General features: G+C 69.0%; 14 protein-coding genes, 1 pseudogene and 1 riboswitch. Of the genes and pseudogenes, 8 read left to right on the top strand and 7 right to left on the bottom strand.

Annotation, left to right across the window (positions count from 1 at the left end; all coding sequences use genetic code 11):
- Nucleotides 1–3 precede the first annotated feature (3 nt).
- The 3 genes from ACF1CT_RS18020 (at nucleotide 4) to ACF1CT_RS18010 (ending at nucleotide 3510) form a co-directional block, all read left to right on the top strand.
- Complete coding sequence (locus tag ACF1CT_RS18020; protein ID WP_391784825.1) at nucleotides 4–1038, top strand: ABC transporter ATP-binding protein; 1035 nt, start codon at nucleotides 4–6, stop codon at nucleotides 1036–1038.
- Nucleotides 1035–2216: an ABC transporter ATP-binding protein gene (locus ACF1CT_RS18015; RefSeq protein ID WP_391784824.1), complete on the top strand. Its 1182-nt coding sequence runs from the start codon at nucleotides 1035–1037 to the stop codon at nucleotides 2214–2216. The genes ACF1CT_RS18020 and ACF1CT_RS18015 overlap by 4 nt, the downstream gene beginning before the upstream one ends.
- Before the next feature lie 235 nt (nucleotides 2217–2451).
- Nucleotides 2452–3510, top strand: coding sequence for a PucR family transcriptional regulator (locus ACF1CT_RS18010; RefSeq protein WP_391784823.1), 1059 nt, complete (start codon nucleotides 2452–2454; stop codon nucleotides 3508–3510).
- 466 nt (nucleotides 3511–3976) lie between these two features.
- Here ACF1CT_RS18010 and ACF1CT_RS18005 read toward each other — a convergent pair.
- Nucleotides 3977–4421: pseudogene (locus ACF1CT_RS18005) on the bottom strand (transposase family protein); the annotation flags it as partial.
- Between the two features lie 71 nt (nucleotides 4422–4492).
- Here ACF1CT_RS18005 and ACF1CT_RS18000 point away from each other — a divergent pair.
- On the top strand, nucleotides 4493–5458 hold the full coding sequence (locus ACF1CT_RS18000) for a pirin family protein (protein ID WP_391784822.1): 966 nt from the start codon (nucleotides 4493–4495) through the stop codon (nucleotides 5456–5458).
- 156 nt (nucleotides 5459–5614) lie between these two features.
- Here ACF1CT_RS18000 and mgtA read toward each other — a convergent pair whose 3' ends face one another.
- The gene (gene mgtA, locus ACF1CT_RS17995) at nucleotides 5615–8338 is read right to left on the bottom strand and encodes a magnesium-translocating P-type ATPase (RefSeq protein WP_391784821.1); all 2724 of its coding nucleotides are present in this window, start codon (nucleotides 8336–8338) and stop codon (nucleotides 5615–5617) included.
- 303 nt (nucleotides 8339–8641) lie between these two features.
- A riboswitch (M-box (ykoK) riboswitch) is annotated at nucleotides 8642–8816 on the bottom strand.
- A gap of 104 nt (nucleotides 8817–8920) precedes the next feature.
- Here mgtA and ACF1CT_RS17990 point away from each other — a divergent pair.
- Nucleotides 8921–9292, top strand: a complete 372-nt coding sequence (locus ACF1CT_RS17990) for an ArsR/SmtB family transcription factor (RefSeq protein ID WP_391784820.1) — start codon at nucleotides 8921–8923, stop codon at nucleotides 9290–9292.
- A 463-nt stretch (nucleotides 9293–9755) separates the two neighbouring features.
- Here ACF1CT_RS17990 and ACF1CT_RS17985 read toward each other — a convergent pair whose 3' ends face one another.
- Nucleotides 9756–10187 carry a hypothetical protein gene (locus ACF1CT_RS17985; protein ID WP_391784819.1) on the bottom strand — a complete coding sequence of 144 codons (432 nt, stop codon included), beginning with the start codon at nucleotides 10185–10187 and terminating at the stop codon, nucleotides 9756–9758.
- A 164-nt stretch (nucleotides 10188–10351) separates the two neighbouring features.
- Between ACF1CT_RS17985 and ACF1CT_RS17980 the strand changes: the two genes are divergently transcribed.
- Complete coding sequence (locus ACF1CT_RS17980) at nucleotides 10352–11071, top strand: RHS repeat-associated core domain-containing protein (protein WP_391784818.1); 720 nt, start codon at nucleotides 10352–10354, stop codon at nucleotides 11069–11071.
- Between the two features lie 409 nt (nucleotides 11072–11480).
- Nucleotides 11481–12077, top strand: a complete 597-nt coding sequence (locus ACF1CT_RS17975; RefSeq protein WP_391784817.1) for a hypothetical protein — start codon at nucleotides 11481–11483, stop codon at nucleotides 12075–12077.
- Nucleotides 12078–12399: 322 nt separating this feature from the next.
- On the opposite strand, the gene ACF1CT_RS17970 is transcribed toward ACF1CT_RS17975, so the two are convergent.
- Both ACF1CT_RS17970 and ACF1CT_RS17965 read right to left on the bottom strand, forming a co-directional pair.
- Nucleotides 12400–12813, bottom strand: coding sequence for a TIGR03618 family F420-dependent PPOX class oxidoreductase (locus ACF1CT_RS17970; RefSeq protein ID WP_391784816.1), 414 nt, complete (start codon nucleotides 12811–12813; stop codon nucleotides 12400–12402).
- Nucleotides 12814–12917: 104 nt separating this feature from the next.
- On the bottom strand, nucleotides 12918–13388 hold the full coding sequence (locus tag ACF1CT_RS17965; RefSeq protein ID WP_391785003.1) for an FCD domain-containing protein: 471 nt from the start codon (nucleotides 13386–13388) through the stop codon (nucleotides 12918–12920).
- 166 nt (nucleotides 13389–13554) lie between these two features.
- On the opposite strand from ACF1CT_RS17965, the gene ACF1CT_RS17960 reads away from it, so the two are divergent.
- Nucleotides 13555–14559: an aldo/keto reductase gene (locus ACF1CT_RS17960; protein WP_391784815.1), complete on the top strand. Its 1005-nt coding sequence runs from the start codon at nucleotides 13555–13557 to the stop codon at nucleotides 14557–14559.
- Between the two features lie 214 nt (nucleotides 14560–14773).
- Here ACF1CT_RS17960 and add read toward each other — a convergent pair whose 3' ends face one another.
- Both add and ACF1CT_RS17950 read right to left on the bottom strand, forming a co-directional pair.
- The gene (add, locus tag ACF1CT_RS17955) at nucleotides 14774–15805 is read right to left on the bottom strand and encodes an adenosine deaminase (RefSeq protein WP_391784814.1); all 1032 of its coding nucleotides are present in this window, start codon (nucleotides 15803–15805) and stop codon (nucleotides 14774–14776) included.
- 24 nt (nucleotides 15806–15829) lie between these two features.
- Complete coding sequence (locus tag ACF1CT_RS17950) at nucleotides 15830–17602, bottom strand: adenine deaminase C-terminal domain-containing protein (protein ID WP_391784813.1); 1773 nt, start codon at nucleotides 17600–17602, stop codon at nucleotides 15830–15832.
- Between the last annotated feature and the right edge of the window lie 54 nt (nucleotides 17603–17656).

The raw sequence follows: 17656 nt of genomic DNA, 5'->3' as shown, positions 1-17656 counted from the left end.
GTGATGAACGCAGGCACACAGGCACCCCATTCCGCCGCCGGGGGGAAACTGCTGTCGGTGGAGGACCTCTCCGTCACGTTCACCCGGCCGGGAGCCGAGCCGTTCACCGCCGTCGACGGAGTGAGCTTCGAGGTGGGCCCCGGCGAGGTCGTCGGCCTGGTGGGTGAGTCCGGCTGCGGCAAGTCGGTCACCTCACTCGCCCTCATGGGGCTGCTGCCACGGCGCGGAACCCGAGTCCTCGGACGGGCCCTGTTCGCCGGCACGGACCTGCTCACGCTGACGGACGGTGAGCTGCGCGATCGCCGCGGGGCCGAGCTCGCGATGATCTTCCAGGATCCGCTGTCCTCCCTCAACCCGGTCGTGCCACTGGGTGTGCAGGTCGCCGAGGTGATCCAGCGGCACCGGCGCACCAGCCGGTCGCAGGCGCTGCGACGCGCGCACGAGATGCTCGAACGGGTCGGCATCCCCGATCCGGGCCGTCGCATGCACGAGTACCCGCACCAGGTGTCCGGTGGCATGCGCCAGCGCGTACTGATCGCGACAGCACTGGCCTGCGAGCCGCGTCTGCTGATCGCCGACGAGCCGACCACGGCACTGGACGTGACCATCCAGGCCCAGATTCTCGCTCTGCTGAAGGAACTGGTCATCGGCTCGGGGACCTCGCTGATCATGATCACGCACGACCTGGGCGTGGTCGCGGGCCTGTGCGACTCGGTCAACGTGCTCTACGGCGGGCGGATCGTCGAACGGGCCGGCCGCTACGACCTGTTCGACGGGCCACGCCACCCGTACACCGGGGGTCTGCTGGCCTCCGTGCCGAGGCTGGACGGCGAGGAGCAGCGCCTCCACTCGATACCGGGATCCGTCACGGACAATATCCCCTGGTCACAGGGGTGCGCATTCGCACCGCGCTGCCACTCTGCCACCGACCTCTGTCTGAGGGAGAGCCCGGCATGGGCGGGAGGGGCCGAGCACCGACTGCGCTGTCACCATCCCCTCCCGGTACCGACGACGGCCACGAAGGAGCAGACCTCATGACGGCGGAGACCGCGCAAGCCCACCCGGACACCCCCGAGAACCCGCTCCTGGATGTACGCGGCCTCAAAGTGCACTTCCCGATCCGCCGTGGTGTTCTGGTCAGTCGGACGGTCGGGCACGTGCACGCGGTGGACGGCGTCGACCTGCAGATCCGGAAGGGAGAGACCTATGGCCTGGTCGGAGAGTCCGGATGCGGGAAGTCGACCTTCGGGAGAGCGGTGCTTCAGCTGACGCCCGTGACCGCCGGAGAGATCCGCTTCGGCGATGCGGACCTGCGCACGCTGCGCGGGGAGAAGCTTCGCCGGCAGCGTCGGCACATGCAGATGGTGTTCCAGGATCCGCTGGGAAGTCTGGACCCACGACAGAGCGTGGAGCAGATGTTCCGCGAGGGGATGAACGCGCACGGGCTGGCAAAGGGCGACATGAGCGCGCGGCTTCACGAGCTGCTCGACTCGGTGGGGCTGCCCCGAACCGCGCTCGGCAAGTACCCGCACGAGTTCTCCGGAGGACAGAGACAGCGGATCGGCATCGCCCGGGCGCTCTCGGTCGAGCCGCAGCTGATCGTCGCGGACGAGCCGGTCAGCGCGCTGGACGTGTCCGTGCAGGCTCAGGTGATCAACCTGCTTGAGGACATCCAGACGAGGTACGGACTGACCTATCTGATCATCGCGCACGACCTCGCCGTGATCAGGCACGTCAGCGACCGGATAGGGGTGATGTACCTCGGCGGACTCGTCGAGGAGGCGCCGACGTCCGAACTGTTCGCCGGGCCGCTGCATCCGTACACCCGCGCCTTGCTGTCGGCGGTGCCGCACCCGGACCCGCGACAGGAGGACAGCAGAGAGCAGATCCTTCTCCGGGGCGATCTTCCCAGTCCGGAGAATCCGCCGCCCGGCTGCCGCTTCAGCACCAGGTGCCCGTGGAAGCAGGCGACCCGTTGCGACAGCGAGCGGCCCCTGCTACGGGTGATCGACGTGCCCGGGGCGACCGCGGCTCATCGTGTCGCCTGCCACTGGGCCGAGGGAATCCACGCGGGCGGGATCCGGCCCACAACGTCGGCTCGGACCGAGACCGCCGTTCCTGCCGGAGTCGTGGCGTCCGGGGCGGACACCCTGCCCCGCCCCTCGGCCACATCGGCGTCCGACCCGGGCACGGCCTCCGCGAGAGACGGGAACTGAGTATGGCCTCAGCGGTGCTGAACGGGTTCCACCGGCGGAAGGCACGGCTGTGAACGGAGCCCTCACACAGCATCTCCACGAGCTGGTGCAGTCCCTCGTCGCATCGTTGGATGTACCGGTGGAGCTGACCGACCTTCACCTGAACCGCGTCGCCCGGTCCATCCCGAACGGCTCGTCGGACGACGTCCACGCCGAGCCGGTCTCACCGCGCCATCTCGGGCTGAGCACGCGTGCGGTGACGCTGATCTCCGCGCCGGTGTACATCGGTGGCAGCGTGGCTCTCGGGATACCGTCGACGCTCGTGATTCCGCTGCATTCGCCCGGAGCAGCGCCGTTCCTGCTGCTCTGGATCACCTGCGCACACGGACCGCTGTCGTCGGAGCGGGTCGAGAACGTGAGCCGAATCGCCGAGGCGACCGTGCACGCCCTGGAGACTGCCGGGCTGCTCGTTTCGCCGGAATGGGCTGATGACCATGTCGGACGCGCTTTCGCGACGGGTGATCTGGAGACGCTGGACATGCTGCTGGGGCGCGCGATCCGCGAAGGCCGACTGCAGCACGACGACGCCTTCGTCTGCCTTGCTCTCTCCATGCCCGCCGCGATTGACGCCGAGTCGGCCGATCCCGCGACACGAGGGCGTCTGGCGGCGCTGACGAACAGATTCGCCGAGGCCCACCCGCGCAACAGGTGCCTCATCGCCTTCAGCGGGTCGGTCAGCTTCGCGCTCCTCGCGCCGTACCCGCGAGACGTGCACACCGCGCTGCCCGAACTCCTCGCGACGAAGGCGGCGGACCTCGTCTTCCGGTCACGGCCACAGGGTATTGACGTCCCCTGGCTGGTCGCGGCCAGCACGGTCGTGTCGGGCCGGGCCAGCGCGGCCGTGTGGCAGGCGCGGCAGAGTCTGGACCTGGGCGACAGCCTCGGCTGGAAACACCAGGTGATCCGCTGGGACAGTACGGGACACATGTCCGGCCTCGCGGCGGTACCGACCAACATCCTGGTGCATCACTTCGTCAGCCCCTCACTGAAGTGGCTGCTGGAGGACGAATCGGCTTCCGGGCTCGTCGAGACGCTCCGGGCTTACCTCACCACGGCGGGGAACGTCAAACAGGTCGCGGCCGACCTGTACCTGCACCGCGCCACCGTGTATCACCGGATCAGGAAAGTCGAGGAGCGCCTGGGCATAGACCTGTTCAGCGGCAGCGGACGGCTGGAGGCACATGCGGGGCTGCTCGCGGCGGACATCGTCGCGAGCCGACTGGCCGTCGGAGACCGTAGGACCACGCCTCGCTGAAACGAGAGAGCCGTCGGCGAGGCGCTGGCCGCCGTGCGGCTCCCGGCGTGTCGATCGCGTCCGTGCCCGGGAGCGCGTCGCGCGGCGAATCCGCCGGGTGTCGGGGCGGTGGCGGAACGGATGTCGGGCCGCATCACCCCCTTTGCAGCGGCGCGGCCCTCCGCGTACGGCTCTCGCGGCAAGGAGACTCGGGAAGGTCACCTGCACAACGGAGCATGGTTGCGTACGTCGCCCGCCGGCCGGCCATCGTCACACCACCATGACCTGCGCACCCACAAGATCAGCACGACTTTGCAATCGCCCTGAACGCTCTCCCGGTTCCTGTGCGGTCCAGGAAGCCGTGGTCCGCAGGCTCGACCGCATGCCGTCGAGCAGGGTGCCGTTCGGGTCGCCGGCCTGCTCTGTGCTGCGCCGGCCGACGATGTGGTCGGGACGGACCAGCACCGCGCCGCTCTCGGAGATCTCCGAGACGGCGGATCTTGGCGTGGGTGCTGTTGTGGCGGCGCTTCCAGCGTTTGAGGCGGCGGCCCCTGAACGGCACCCGGACTGGGTGGCCGGCGCCCTGGTAAGTCTTGTCCGCCCAGCACTTCACATCGGCCTCGGCGAGCGCGTCGATGCTGCCGTGGTGCCGGGCGGCGGTCAGGTCATGGGTTGAGCCGGGCGAGGCCGGCGAGGCCCACAGCAGTCGGCCGAACGGGTCGGTGAGGACCTGGACGTTCATGCCGTGGCGCTTGTGTTTCCCGGAGCAGTAAAGGGGTGTCGGCGGCGATCCGGTCGATCGGCAGCGGGGTACCGTCCAGGATCGCGAAGGCTTTCGCCCGTACGGTCTTCATCGCCTCGGTCAGGGTCGGCGCGGCGGCGGCCAGGACGTCGATCACCTCGCGTACGCACCGGTACACGGTCGCGACGCCCCAGTTGATCACTCGATTCGCGTACCAGGCCAGGTCAGAGCAAGTGCCACCTCAGATGTAGATTCATCGGCATGAGCAATCTCGATCGCCAGGCCGCACTCTCCGTCTGCGGAGGGCGGGGCTTCGTCGTCGCCGAGCCGGTGCGCGAACTTCTCAGCCCCCGCCACGTCCGGCTGGGGGAGTCCACAGAGGTCCGCAGGCTGCTGCCCAATCTGGGCCGCCGGATGGTGGGCGCGTGGGCCTTCGTCGATCACTACGGTCCCGACGACATCGCCGAAGAACCCGGGATGCAGGTACCGCCCCACCCCCACATGGGTCTGCAGACGGTCAGCTGGCTGCACGACGGCGAGGTGCTGCACCGGGACAGCCTCGGCAGTCTCCGGACGATCCGCCCCCGTGAGCTGGGGCTGATGACATCGGGCCGTGCCATCAGCCACTCCGAGGAGAGTCCGAAGTCCCACGCGAGGTTTCTGCACGGTGCCCAGCTCTGGGTCGCCCTGCCGGACGCCCACCGCCACGTCGAGCCGCACTTCCAGCACCACACCGACCTGCCGACCGTCACCGCCCCCGGCCTCGCCGCCACCCTGATCCTCGGCGAACTCGACGGCGCGGTCTCCCCGGGCACCACGTACACCCCGATCGTCGGCGCCGACCTCGCCCTCGCCGCCGCCGCCGAGGTCCGCCTTCCGCTGGAGCCGGACTTCGAGTACGCGGTGCTCGCGATGTCGGGCCGGGCGGAGGTCGACGGCGTCCCCGTGGTGCCCGGCTCCATGCTCTATCTCGGCTGCGGCCGCGGCGAACTCCCGCTGCGCGCGGACACGGACGCGGGCCTCATGCTCCTGGGCGGCGAGCCCTTCGAGGAGGAGATCGTCATGTGGTGGAACTTCATCGGCCGGGACGGCGATGAGATCGTGCAGGCGCGAGACGACTGGATGGAAGGCGCCCGCTTCGGCGAGGTCCACGGCTACGACGGCGCCCGGTTGACCGCCCCTGCGCTCCCGCCCGGCCCCCTCAAACCGCGTGGTCGGGTGCGTTGACGCGCGCTTTTGCGGGCGGCGCTTCGCCGGTGGCGGGAGCGGCAGGGGGCGGCGCACGGGGTGGCCCTTGCGGTCGCCCTCCGGACGACTGGACGGATGGGACGGGTTTCGTGTCCGGGCCCGCGGGTGCGGGCCCGGACACGGGATGCGTATGGACTACAGCCAGGTGCCGAACCGCTTGATGTAACGGGTCTTGAGGAACTGGGTCAGCGCGCAGTAGCCGAGCAGAGTGACGATGAGCAGGGGGAAGTACGTCCAGGGCAGTGACTGCAGTCGCAGGGTGGCTGCCAGGGGCGAGAACGGCAGGTAGACGCCGATCGCCATGATCACGCCGGTGAGCAGCAGTACGGGGGCGGCTGCCCGGGACTGGATGAACGGGATCTTGCGGGTGCGGATCATGTGGACGATGAGGGTCTGGGAGAGAAGGCCCTCGATGAACCAGCCGGACTGGAACAAGGCCTGTTCGCCGACGGTGTTCGCGGAGAACAGCCACCACATGGCGCAGAAGGTGGTGATGTCGAAGACCGAGCTGATCGGACCGATGTACAGCATGAAGCGGGACAGGTCGCCGGCATCCCATTTACGGGGCTTCTTCAGGTATTCCTTGTCCATCTTGTCCCAGGGGATGGACAGTTGGGAGATGTCGTAGCAGAGGTTCTGTACGAGCAGGTGGACCGCGAGCATCGGCAGGAAGGGCAGGAAGACGGAGGCGACGAGTACGGAGAAGACGTTTCCGAAGTTGGACGAGGCCGTCATCTTGATGTACTTCGTGATGTTGCCGAAGGTGCGCCGGCCCTCGATGACGCCCTGTTCCAGGACGGTGAGGTCCTTTTCGAGCAGGATGATGTCGGCGGACTCCTTGGAGATGTCCGCCGCGGTGTCGACCGAGATGCCGACGTCTGCGTCGCGCAGGGCGGCGGCGTCGTTGATCCCGTCGCCGAGGTAGCCGACGGTGTGGTCACCGGATTGCAGGGCGCGTATGATCCGGGCCTTCTGGACCGGGTTGACCTTGGCGAACACGGTTGTCTTCTCGGCGAGTTCGCGCAGTTCGTCGTCGTCGAGGGCGTCCAGGGAACGGCCGAGGGGGATCTCTCCGGCGTGCAGGCCGACCTCGCTCGCCACCTTGCGGGCGACCAGTTCGCTGTCGCCGGTGATGACCTTGACCGTGACCCCGTTCTCCCCGAGCGCGGCTATCGCGGACGCGGCGGTCGCCTTGGGCGGGTCGAGGAAGGTGACGAAGCCCAGCAGCGAGAGGCCGGACTCGTCGGTGACCGAGTACGCGGTGCGCTGTGCGGGGAAGGCGCGCGTGGCGACGGCGAGTACCCGCAGTCCTTGACGGTTCTGGTCCTCGGCCACCCGGCGCGCCCGTTCCCGTGCCGCGTCGGTCAGCACGATGTCCCGGCCGCCCTCGCGTACGTGGACGCAGGCGTGGAGCACCTCGTCCACCGCGCCCTTGGTGATGAGCACGTGGGTGCCCTGTTCGCGTTGCAGGACGACCGACATGCGGCGGCGGGCGAAGTCGAAGGGGATCTCGTCGACCTTGGTGAAGCGGGCGGCGGCCAGCAACTGGTCGCCTTCACCGACGTGGTCGATGACCGCCCGGTCCAGGAGGTTCTTGAGACCGGTCTGGAAGGAACTGTTGAGAAAGGCGTATTCCAGGACCTCGTCGTCGGGGCGGCCGAGCGGGTCGAGGTGGCGTTCCAGGACGATGCGGTCCTCGGTGAGGGTGCCGGTCTTGTCCGTGCACAGCACGTCCATGGCACCGAAGCTCTGGATGGAGTTGAGCCGCTTGACGATGACCTTGCGCTTGGACATCACGACCGCGCCGCGTGCCAGGTTGGCCGTCACGATGACCGGCAGCATCTCCGGGGTCAGGCCGACGGCCACCGAGACGGAGAAGAGAAACGCCTCGAACCAGTCGCCCTTGGTCAGTCCGTTGATGGCGAGGACGACGGGGACCATGATCAGCATGAAGCGGATCAGTACCCAGCTGACCGACCGCACCCCGCGGTCGAAGCTGGTCTCGGGGCGGGTGCCGACCAGGTTCCTGGCCATCGAGCCGAAGTACGTGCGGGAGCCGGTCGTTGCCACCACGGCCGTGGCGGAGCCGGATACGACCGAGGTGCCCATCAGGCACAGCGTGGCGGACTCCAGCGGATCGGCGTCGGTGCCCGCCTCGGGCCGGCCGCCGGCCGCCTTGTGGGCGACCGCGCCGAGGGTGTCGTACTTCTCAACGGGCAGCGACTCGCCGGAGAGCACGGCCTGGGACACGTGCAGGTCCTTGGAGCTCAGCAGTCGGCAGTCGGCCGGGATCATGTCGCCGGCCGTCAGGCGCACCAGGTCGCCGGGGACCAGGTCCTCGGTCGGAACCTCCCGCTCCACGGGGTCGGCGCGGGCGTCCGCCCGCCGGACGACGGTTGCCGTCGTGGTCACCATCGCCTTCAGGGCCTCGGCCGCCCTGGTGGAGCGGAACTCCTGCCAGAATCGCAGGAAGACGCTGATCAGCACCATCGTCGTCAGGGTGATCACGCCTTGGGTGTCGTCCGTCAGGAAGAACACGGCGTCGAGGCACACCAGAATGAGGATGAACGGGTTCTTGAACGTCGCCGCCAGTTGGAGCAGCGGGTGCGGCGGGCGGTCGTGGTCGACGATGTTGTGGCCGTACCGGTCGAGCCGCCCGGACGCGTCGTGTTCGGTCAGGCCGCGCGGGCTCGCCCCGAGCCCGCGGAGGATGTCGGTGGGGGAGGCCGAGCCCGCCGCCATCAGCTCCGATCCGATCCTCGCGGTGGCTGCCCCGAGGGCATCGGTCCTGCGTCCCTTGCGGACGGAGCGCCGCGGCCCCGACCGTGCACGCTCCAGCTCTTCTACGGGCTTGCTCATGACAGATTGACTCGTCTCTGTGCATTTCGGGGCATGCCAAAGGTGTTCGCGGGTGCGGCAAGCCGTCCCGCGAACCCGGAGAGCCCCGGGGCAGGAAAGGTGAAATCCGAGAAATCAAAAGGATGTCGACGGGAGCGGTTCCGCTCGGTGCGCTACCGCGTCACGTGACACGGCCGGCACGGGAGAGGCGCATCCGCGTATCTACTGCCACTGGGACTCACCGCTCTCACCTCCTTGCTGCCGGACCGGTAACACGCAGCAGAAGGCACACCACACTCCGCGCCGGACACGGCGCAGCAGGGTCGTACACCTCCTCGTCAGAGCTTTGGCACTACACGGCGTATCGAACCCGGCAGGTCCAGAAGCCACTTGGGGTCACCCCTTAAGCCGGGGAGACCTGTCCTGACCCGGAGCGTCTCTCGACGGGGGAGGTCAGTGGCCTGTGTCCGCGTAGAAGCCTCACCGAACGAGGCGCTACAGCCATGAGTGAACACCCCCTCACCCTTGATAGTCAAGCGGACGCGCAAGTATTATGGGGTGGTAGCCAGCCCCGCTCCCGACCCTCCCGGAGACACGCAGCCCGTGACCGATATCCCGCACGACGAATCCCCCCAGCCCCTGAGCCCCCGCCAACTCCAGCAGGCCGCAGGTACGTTCGGGATGCTCGCCGCGACCAACCGGCTGCAGATCATGTGGCTGCTCTCGCAGGGGGAGAGCGATGTCGGCACCATAGCCGCGAAGGTCGGCGGCACGGTCGCCACGGTCAGCCAGCACCTGGCGAAGCTCAAGAAGGCCAAAATGGTCAGCGCCCGTCGCGAGGGCCGACGCCAGATCTACGTGCTCGACGATCCCCACATCGCCATCCTGGTCGACCAGGTCGTCGCCCATCACCGCGCACTCGACGAACGGGGCACCTCGTTGGGTGCCCTCGTCTCCGGCCGCAGAGACACCTGACCCCTGCCACCCGCGTGCCGCGAGCGCCGCAGCCCCGCCCCACATTCGCCTCGGCTGGGTGTCCGGGCCACGACCGTCCCTGCGGTCTCACGGGCCTCGCGCTCAACGGCGCGGGCCCGGTCGGCATGGTGCGCGCGGCTGGGCGTGCCCTCACGTTGACCGTCGCCGACGGCCTTCGCCTTCGCTGCGGTCGTGGTCCTGCTGGTGTCCCTCCTGCCGAACGCGGGACCGGCCGCTCCGCCTCCAGCCCGGACGGCTGACTCGGTGTCCGGGCTGGAGGCGGGGCGATACCTCGGTGACCGTGGAGACACGAGTGTGACGCGCACATGGCCCGGTTCCGAGGCCGCAGAGGTCTTACGCCTTCGGCTTGTCCGTCCCGCGGCGGGCGGCGAAGCCGCCCCCGGGGCGCCTGCCTGCGCAGCACAGCCAGTCGCCCTGTCGTGCGGGTCTCATGCGCGGTCTCTCAGACGCACGCCGCTTCGCGGGTCCGGTAGAAGCCCTGCCCGCCGTTCAGGCTCACGTAGCCGTAGTAGCAGTCATTCGCCAGACCGTCGCGGCGCATACCGTTGTTGGAGTGCGCGTGTGCGGTGAAGGGGTCGGTTTGTGAACTGTAACTCCCGCTGGCGTTGGTGATTTTGAGGATGGTCCCGAAGTAGGTGACACCGCTCTTGTTGTCGAACCAGGCGATCGTGGGCTCACGGGGCCCCGTACTGACGCACACCTTCATGTCGCCCATGCCGCCGAAATCCGAGCAGCGAGTGGTGACCGTTCGGACCGAGGGGGCGCCCGCCTGCTCCGTCGCCTGCGCCGGCACCGCCGCCGCTCCGGCAAGCGTCAGTGCTCCTGCGATGACCGCCACTGCCCTGATTCCGTTGCGTTCCTTTGCCTGTGCCATAACCTCACTCCTCCTGAGGGAAAGCGCGCCGTGAGTGGTGGCTGTTTCCGGGTACTGAACATGCCACTGACGGATCAGGTGGGCATCCTCCAGGGGACGGGCCCCGGGCTGCATCCTGAGGAGGACGTGTCTGCGCCGGCCTCCTGCCGAAGTAGCAGGGGCGGGTGACCGTTCGGGTGCCGCTCGTGCTGCCGGACGACTGGATCGCCGACCGCCACAGCGACTTGGTCGCCGGCCTCTCGGCCGACGGCACCCAGGTCTTGAGCTCCACCACCTACGACCCCTTCGGCCGGAGAACGGCCACTGACGGAGAGACTCCCGCATTGGGGTACCAGTCCGGCTGGACCGACGGCGGCACGGGCGATGTCAACATGGCGGCACGCTGGTACCAGCCGGGCGCGGGCGGTTTCAGTTCGCGCGACACCTGGCAACTCGACCCGCCGCCGTCCGCGCAGGGCAACCGCTACGGCTGTGCCAACGGCGCGCCCCTGGACATGACCGGTCCGACCGGCCACTGCCCCATGTGCGGAGCCGCCGTGTACGGCGGATCGGAGCCGCTCGCCGCGGCGGGGGCGGCGGCCGTCGGATACGCCTGCAAGCTCTCCTGCAAGTCGTTCATCCACAGCATGAACAAGGCGATCAATTCACTGGTCAGCAGCTACAACTGGCAGTTGCCGGCCCTCGGCGGATCGTGGTCCTGCACGGGCAGTTACGGCTACTCCGGCAGCTACGGATACTCCGGTGGGTCCGGCAAGTCCGGCTCGGTGGGGGGCTACAGGGGACCGTATGCCGGCTACTCGGGGTCGTACGGGAGTGCGGCGGTTCGCCCCGTGGTCCGGCCGGGCGACGCAGATGCTCGATCTCGTCGACAACGGACAATGTGACCCCGACCAGGCCCCGGTCACCCATCCGGCGACCGGTACCGCCCCCGATTCCGGCAGCGACGACGACGAACCCGATGACTGCCGTCGGGGCGGCAAGGGGTGGAAGCGGTAAGGGGTTCGCGATGCCGCGCACGGGAACCGGGCGACGACCATGAACGCCTGCCTCGACAAGGAAACGATCAAGGATGGGACGGATGTGGAACGGGACATTCGCCCGCCGGGTTATGCGTTGGGCCGGAAGATATGCTCGCCATCCCGGCGAGAGACCGGCGAGCGTCGTCAACAACTGCCACCTCCTCGGAAGGCAGTTGGGCGGTTGGGCGGTTCGGGGACGGACCTGAGTAATCTGGCGACGTGCACGCGCCCTGTGAACTTTCACGTCAAGGGTGCTGGAAGGCTGGAGCACACCATGATCGAGTACGAGAACCAGGTCGAGGCCGCGGTCGACGGGAACGAGGTGGTTCGGTATTCGGTGGAACCCGTCCACTCGGGACCCCGGACAGTTCCGAATTCATTCCACATAAAGGCCGAAGGTATTGCGCCGGGTAATGTTCCAGGGATTTCTATCGATAAAATCGTGCCAAATTCCCTGATGAGCAGCAGATATGGCTGGCGAAACTTCGGCATTGTCAACTACCAGGGATCTCCGGTTCCGGTGGGGGACGTCATGACGGGTGACGGAGGCTTCGGGCCGGTCGGCCGTGACGGGAGTGAGGTGCTGGGTGAGGTCCTCTCCCTGAATCATGAGGCCGGGGACGAGGTGAACTGGGAGGAGATTCGACGGGTTTGGGGAACGGATTTCCCTTCGGACCACAAGTCGTTCATGTCCGTCTACGGCGTCGGCTGCGTCTCGGATTGGCCGGCGGTAGTACGTCCGGGGCCTCCGCAGTGCGACGAATCCGGTTCAATGGGCCAGGAGACCGCGAACGCACGCTTCGTCCGGGACATGAAACGTGAGCCGGAACGCTCTGGCACCGTCAAACTCCCCGTCATCGCCTGGGGGTGACGCCCGGGGCGGCTGTGCTGTGCTGGCTCACCACCGATGACGACCCGGATAAATGGGGTGTGGCCATCGTGACGGGCGATGCCTCCGTCGTGGTCCATGAGTACGGCATGACGGAATTCCTGCGCCGGCTCTTCCTCGGCGAGCTCGATCAGGGTCGTGAGGATCCCCGGGCGCGCCCGGTGCCCTTCCGCGCTGTGGGGCGGAAGGGCACCGGGGAACTCGCGCCGGTGGACCGCAGACGCGGCCCAGGCCGTCGGCGCGGCGCAGGTGTCCCGTCTCCTCCGTGGGGAGGAGAGGAGTGGCACGCCGCCGCGCGGCAGGGTCACCAGCCCGACGGCTTGGCGGTGCCCATCGCGTGAGTGACCGTGATCTCGATGACGACCCTGTTCGGATTGACGCGCGGCGGCTTGTAGCGCTCGGTGTAGCGGCGCTCGGCCTCGGCGACGGACTCGGGGTCGTCCTTGACGGCGGCCGGGCCCTCCAAGGTGCACCAGCGCCTGCCGTCCACCTGGCTCACGGCGGCCCGGGCCGTGGGACCGGCGGCGCGCACGTTGCGCACCTTCCTGCTGGCGCCGTCGCTGATGACGCGGGCGATCCGGGTCTCGGGGTCGTAGGTGACGCCGACGGGCACGAGGTGCTGGCTGCCGTCGGGCCGCGTCGTGGCGAGGAAGCACACCCGGCGCTCCCGCCAGAAGCCGTCCCCGCCGTCGGACGCGGGTGAGGTGTCGCTGCTCAACGTATGTCTCCTCGGTACGCGCGGTGCTGCTGCGCCGGCCCCGGCTGCGTCACACGACGGGTGCCGGTGCCCGCGCTCCGAACATTACGGGAGGAGACCGGTCGTCAGAAGGCGGGGCCCGCGGCACCGGGTTCCCGGCCCCGGCGGGCAGACGTCGTCAGGCCCTCCCCGGGAAGTCGCGTCACATGCTCACCGCCAGTCCTCCAGGTGCTCCAGGATCCTGTGTGTTCCACTGTTCGTGTTCCACTGTTCCAGTTCTCCTTGAGCGCCACCACGGCCGCGTCCGGATCGCCACGCAGCAGGCACTCGGCGATCCGTTCGTGCTCCACCGCCGAACGTTCCAGGGTGTCCTGATCGCCAAGTGCCACCCGTTCGTAGCGGTGCATCGTCACCTTCAAGGAGTGATGACCCCCTCGCGCTCCAGTGTGATCAACGCCTCGCGCAGCGGTGTGCGGGCGGCGCCCGCCCGCCGCACGCGGAGGAGCAGGGCGCCGGTGCCCGGGCGCAGGCGGTGCCGCGCCCGCGCCACGGCGGCCTGGGCGTCGATGTCCCCCCTGGCGGGGGGCGTCCACCATGTCCCTGTTCACGCAGGTTCTCTTCGGTAATTGGCTTTGACAGGTGGGGAGTTGGTTTTGTAATTTCGGCCGCGATCGGATGCCGGGAGCCCGGGGCCGGCCGAACGCGCACCGGCGACCACGGTCCCGGGGCAAAGCGCGGCCACGGGAACTCATGGGAAGGGCCATGGATGTGAAAGCGTCATCGATTCCGCGACGTCGGGCGGGGAGTACCGGCCCGGAGGTCTCGGCCCTGGGGCTGGGCTGCATGGGCATGAGCCAGACCTACGGAGTCCCGGACGACGAGGAGTCGATCGCGACGATCCGCCGGGCGCTCGAACGGGGGTGTTTCTTCTTCGACACCGCGGAGTCGTACGGCCCCTTCGTCAATGAGGAGTTGCTGGGCCGGGCCCTGCGAGGCCACCGCGACGAGGCGGTCGTCGCGACCAAGTTCGGGTGGGAGTACGAAGGCTCTCGACGCGGTCGGCTCAACAGCAGGCCCGACCACATTCGCGCAGTGGTCGACGCGTGCCTGGGACGGTTGGGAACCGACCGGATCGACGTCCTCTACCAGCATCGTGTGGACCTCGACGTGCCCATCGAAGAGGTGGCGGGGACGGTGGGGGAGCTCATCCGGGAGGGGAAGGTGCTCCACTTCGGCCTGTCGGAGGCGGGCGCGGGGACGATCGCCCGCGCCCATGAGGTCTGCCCGGTGGCGTTCCTCCAGACGGAGTACTCGTTGTGGGAGCGCCACGTCGAGCGGGAGATCCTGCCGACGCTCCGTGAGCGGGGCATCGGTCTCGTCGCCTACTCGCCGCTCGGGCGCGGGTTCCTGACCGGCACGGCGCTTGCGGCGGAGGAGTATCCGGAATCGGATTACCGCCGCCACGACCCCCGGTTCCGGGGCGAGAACTTCACCGCCAACACCGCCGCGGCATCGGTGGTCCGCGAGGTCGCCGAGGGGCTCGGGGCGACACCGGCCCAGATCGCCCTCGCCTGGTTGCTGCACCGGGGCGAGGACATCGTGCCGATTCCCGGCACCAAGCGCAGGGTCACCCTGGAGGAGAACCTCGCTGCCGTGGACGTCGTGCTCGACGCCGATGACCTGCGGCGTCTGGACGACGCGCTGCCACCGGAGGCCGTGGCGGGTACCCGCTACCCGGAGGCCGTCATGCACATGAACGGCCGCTGACGGGCACGGGAGAGGAACCGGCGCCCCGGACGCGTGGCGCGCCGCTTCTCGGTCCGCCCCGGTCGTTCCGCGCGCCGTGCGTGTGCACGCAGACGTGTGCCGGCCGGTGGGACGGAAGGCCGTCCGCCCCGCCCTCCTCGGGGTCGACCGCAGGAGGGCGGGGCGGACGCGAGCCGGTGGCGGGATGCGCGGCATCCCGTCGGCAGAAGGCCCGTCAGACGGTGCCGCGCTCCGCGTAGGCCGCCAGCTCCGCGAGGAACTCCTCGCGCACGGCGGGCGCCGCCCAGGAGATCTCGATCGCGTTGCGCTGGAGGCGCACCAGGTCGGCGTCGGACAGCGCCGCGGGCCCTCGCAGGGCGGCCAGGTTCTCCGCGACATAGCCCGGGAAGTACGCCGGGTCGTCGGAGTTGACCGTCACCTTCACGTCCTGGTCGAGCAGGGCGCGGATCTCGGCGGCCTTCATGCCGTCGGTGACGTGCGCGTTGGAGATCGGACACACCGTCAGGCCGAGCCCGCGCTCACGGATCGCCCCGATCAGGGACGGGTCCTCCAGGGCGTTCACCCCGTGGTCGATGCGGTCGACACCGATCTCCTCGATGACCTGACGGATGTGCTCCGTCGAGTTCTTCTGGTCGACGTCGCAGTGCATGGTCAGCCGGAAGCCCTCGGCGCGCGCCCGGGCGAAGACCTCGCGGAACTTGACCGGCGGGTTCCCCGCCTCGTCCGAGTCCAGCCCGACGCCGCTGATCCACTCCTTGTAGGGCAGCGCCTGCACCAGGGTGGTCATCGCGAACTCGGCCTGGAAGTCGCGCAGGAAACACATCACCAGACGGCCCCTGAAGCCGGTGGCGCGCTCGGCGTCGTCGAGGGCGCGGGTCAGGCCGCGGACGACGGTGTCGAAGGCGACACCGCGTGCGGTGTGTGCCTGCGGGTCGAAGAAGATCTCCGCGTACCGCACGTTCTGGGAGTGCGCCTTGGCCGCGTAGGCCGCCGCGAGGTCGTAGAAGTCCTGCTCGGTGCGGAGCACGGTCATTCCCTCGTAGTAGACCGTGAGGAAGCCGGGCAGGTCGTCGAAGTCGTAGGCGGCGCGCAGCGCCGCCTCGTCGGCGTAGGGCAGCTCGATGCCGTTGCGCCGGGCCAGCGCGAACTTCAGGCCGGGTTCGAGGGTGCCCTCGATGTGCAGGTGCAGCTCGCACTTGGGCAGGTCGGCGATGAACGCGTCCACGGTCACGGGTGCGGTGGTCATGGATGAACTCCTCTGCGGACGAAGTCAGTTGGCGGCGGGGTTCAGGATGTCGACGACGTCCTGGGTGTGGTAGTTGACGACGCCCAGGTCGGTGACGGCGTACTCGGGGATGGCGGTGATCTCCAGGAAGATCAGGTAACCGAAGGCGGACGGGAGCGCGCAGCCGAGCGCACGGGCGGCGGCCTCCAGACGGTCCTCCGCCGCGGCCATCTCCTCCGGGACGAGGTCGGCGACGATGCCGGCCACCGGGAGCGGCAGGAACTCCTTGATCTCGCCGCCGTCCACGACGACCTGGCCGCCGCCCCGCTCGGCGAGGTGGTTCACGGCCAGGGCCATGTCGGCGCGGTCGGCGCCGACGCAGACGATGTTGTTGTCGTCGGGGGCGGCGGAGGACGCGATCGCCCCGGAACGCAGGCCGAAGCCGTTGATCATCGCGGTGACCGTGCCGCCGCCGGTCTTCCCGTAGCGCTCGGAGACCGTGACGTACAGCGCGTCCCGGTCGATGTCGGCGCGGACCGCGCCGTCCACCACCGGCAGCGTCATCTCGACGCCCTTGCGTACGAACGGCACGGTGCGGTCCATCTCGACGACCAGCACGCGGGCCTCGTCGCCGTCGGCCGCGACACCGATCGAGTCCTCGGCGAGCGGGGCGACCCGGAAGGCGGGGGAGAGCGCGGCGGAACGCTCGGGAGCCTTCGGCGCTGTGACCGTCCGGCCGTCCCGCGCGACCAGCCTGCCGCGCGAGAACACCTGCTCCACCTGGAACGACTCGGGGGAGTCGACGATCAGCACGTCCGCGTAGCGGCCCGGCGTGATTGAACCGACGAGGTGGTCGATGCGGTACATCTCCGCGCAGTTGAGTGTGGCCATCTGGATCGCCTCGACCGGTCGCACACCGGCCGCGATCGCCATCCGGACCAGCTTGTCGAGGTGCCCCTCGCGCAGGATGTCGGCGACGTGCATGTCGTCGGTGCAGAAACCGACGCGGCGCGACTGGGCGCCGAACTCGGTGACGGTGCGCACGTTCTCGTTCATGAAGTGCGCCACCGACGACTCGCGGATCAGCAGCGACATGCCCGCGCGCAGCTTCTCCAGAGCCTCCTCGGCGGTGTAGCTCTCGTGGTCGAGCCGGACACCGGCTGCGGACAGGGCGTTGATCGTGGTCGTCGCGGCCATGGGCGCGCAGCCGAAGATCGGCAGCCGGTTGCGGTGGGCGAGTTCGAGGGCGCGCAGCACCTTCTCGTCACGGTTGAGGACGAACTCGGCGACGGTCTCCCACACACCGAAGCACTCCGCCCACTGCTGCGTCTCGGCGTGCTCGTCGGGCCCGAAGGAGAATCCGACGGTCGTCTCGGGCAGGGTGTACGGCGTCTTGAACGGCGCGCCCCAGAAGATTTTCATGGGGCTCGCGTCGGCCTCGCGCAGCGCCTCGCGCACCCCGTCGAGCCCGGCGACGACGAGGAACTGGTCGAGCCCGGAGACGACCGAGGTGGTGCCGTACCGGGCGACGGCGTCGGCGAACATCGTCACCGACAGCTTCGAGCACTCCAGATGCAGGTGCCCGTCGATGAGCCCCGGCGTCAGGTACTTGCCGGTCGCGTCGACGATCTCGGTGTCCGGGCCCTCGTACGCCGATACGTCACCGGTCGCGGCGATCCGGTCGCCCGTGATGGCCACGTCGGCGGGGTAGATCTCACCGGTGCAGACGTTGACGAGCTGTCCGCCCCGGATGACGCGGTCGGCCTTGACGACACCCTCGGAGGCGTCGATGAGTGCGCGGAGGCTGGGGTGGTTCATGAGGGTTCGGCTCCAGAAGCTGGTACGGGACGGAGAGCTGGTACGGAAACGAAG

It is taken from the genome of Streptomyces sp. NPDC014734 (genome assembly GCF_043083325.1).
Taxonomy (GTDB): domain Bacteria; phylum Actinomycetota; class Actinomycetes; order Streptomycetales; family Streptomycetaceae; genus Streptomyces.
This window is presented reverse-complemented; position numbering and strand designations above follow the sequence as displayed.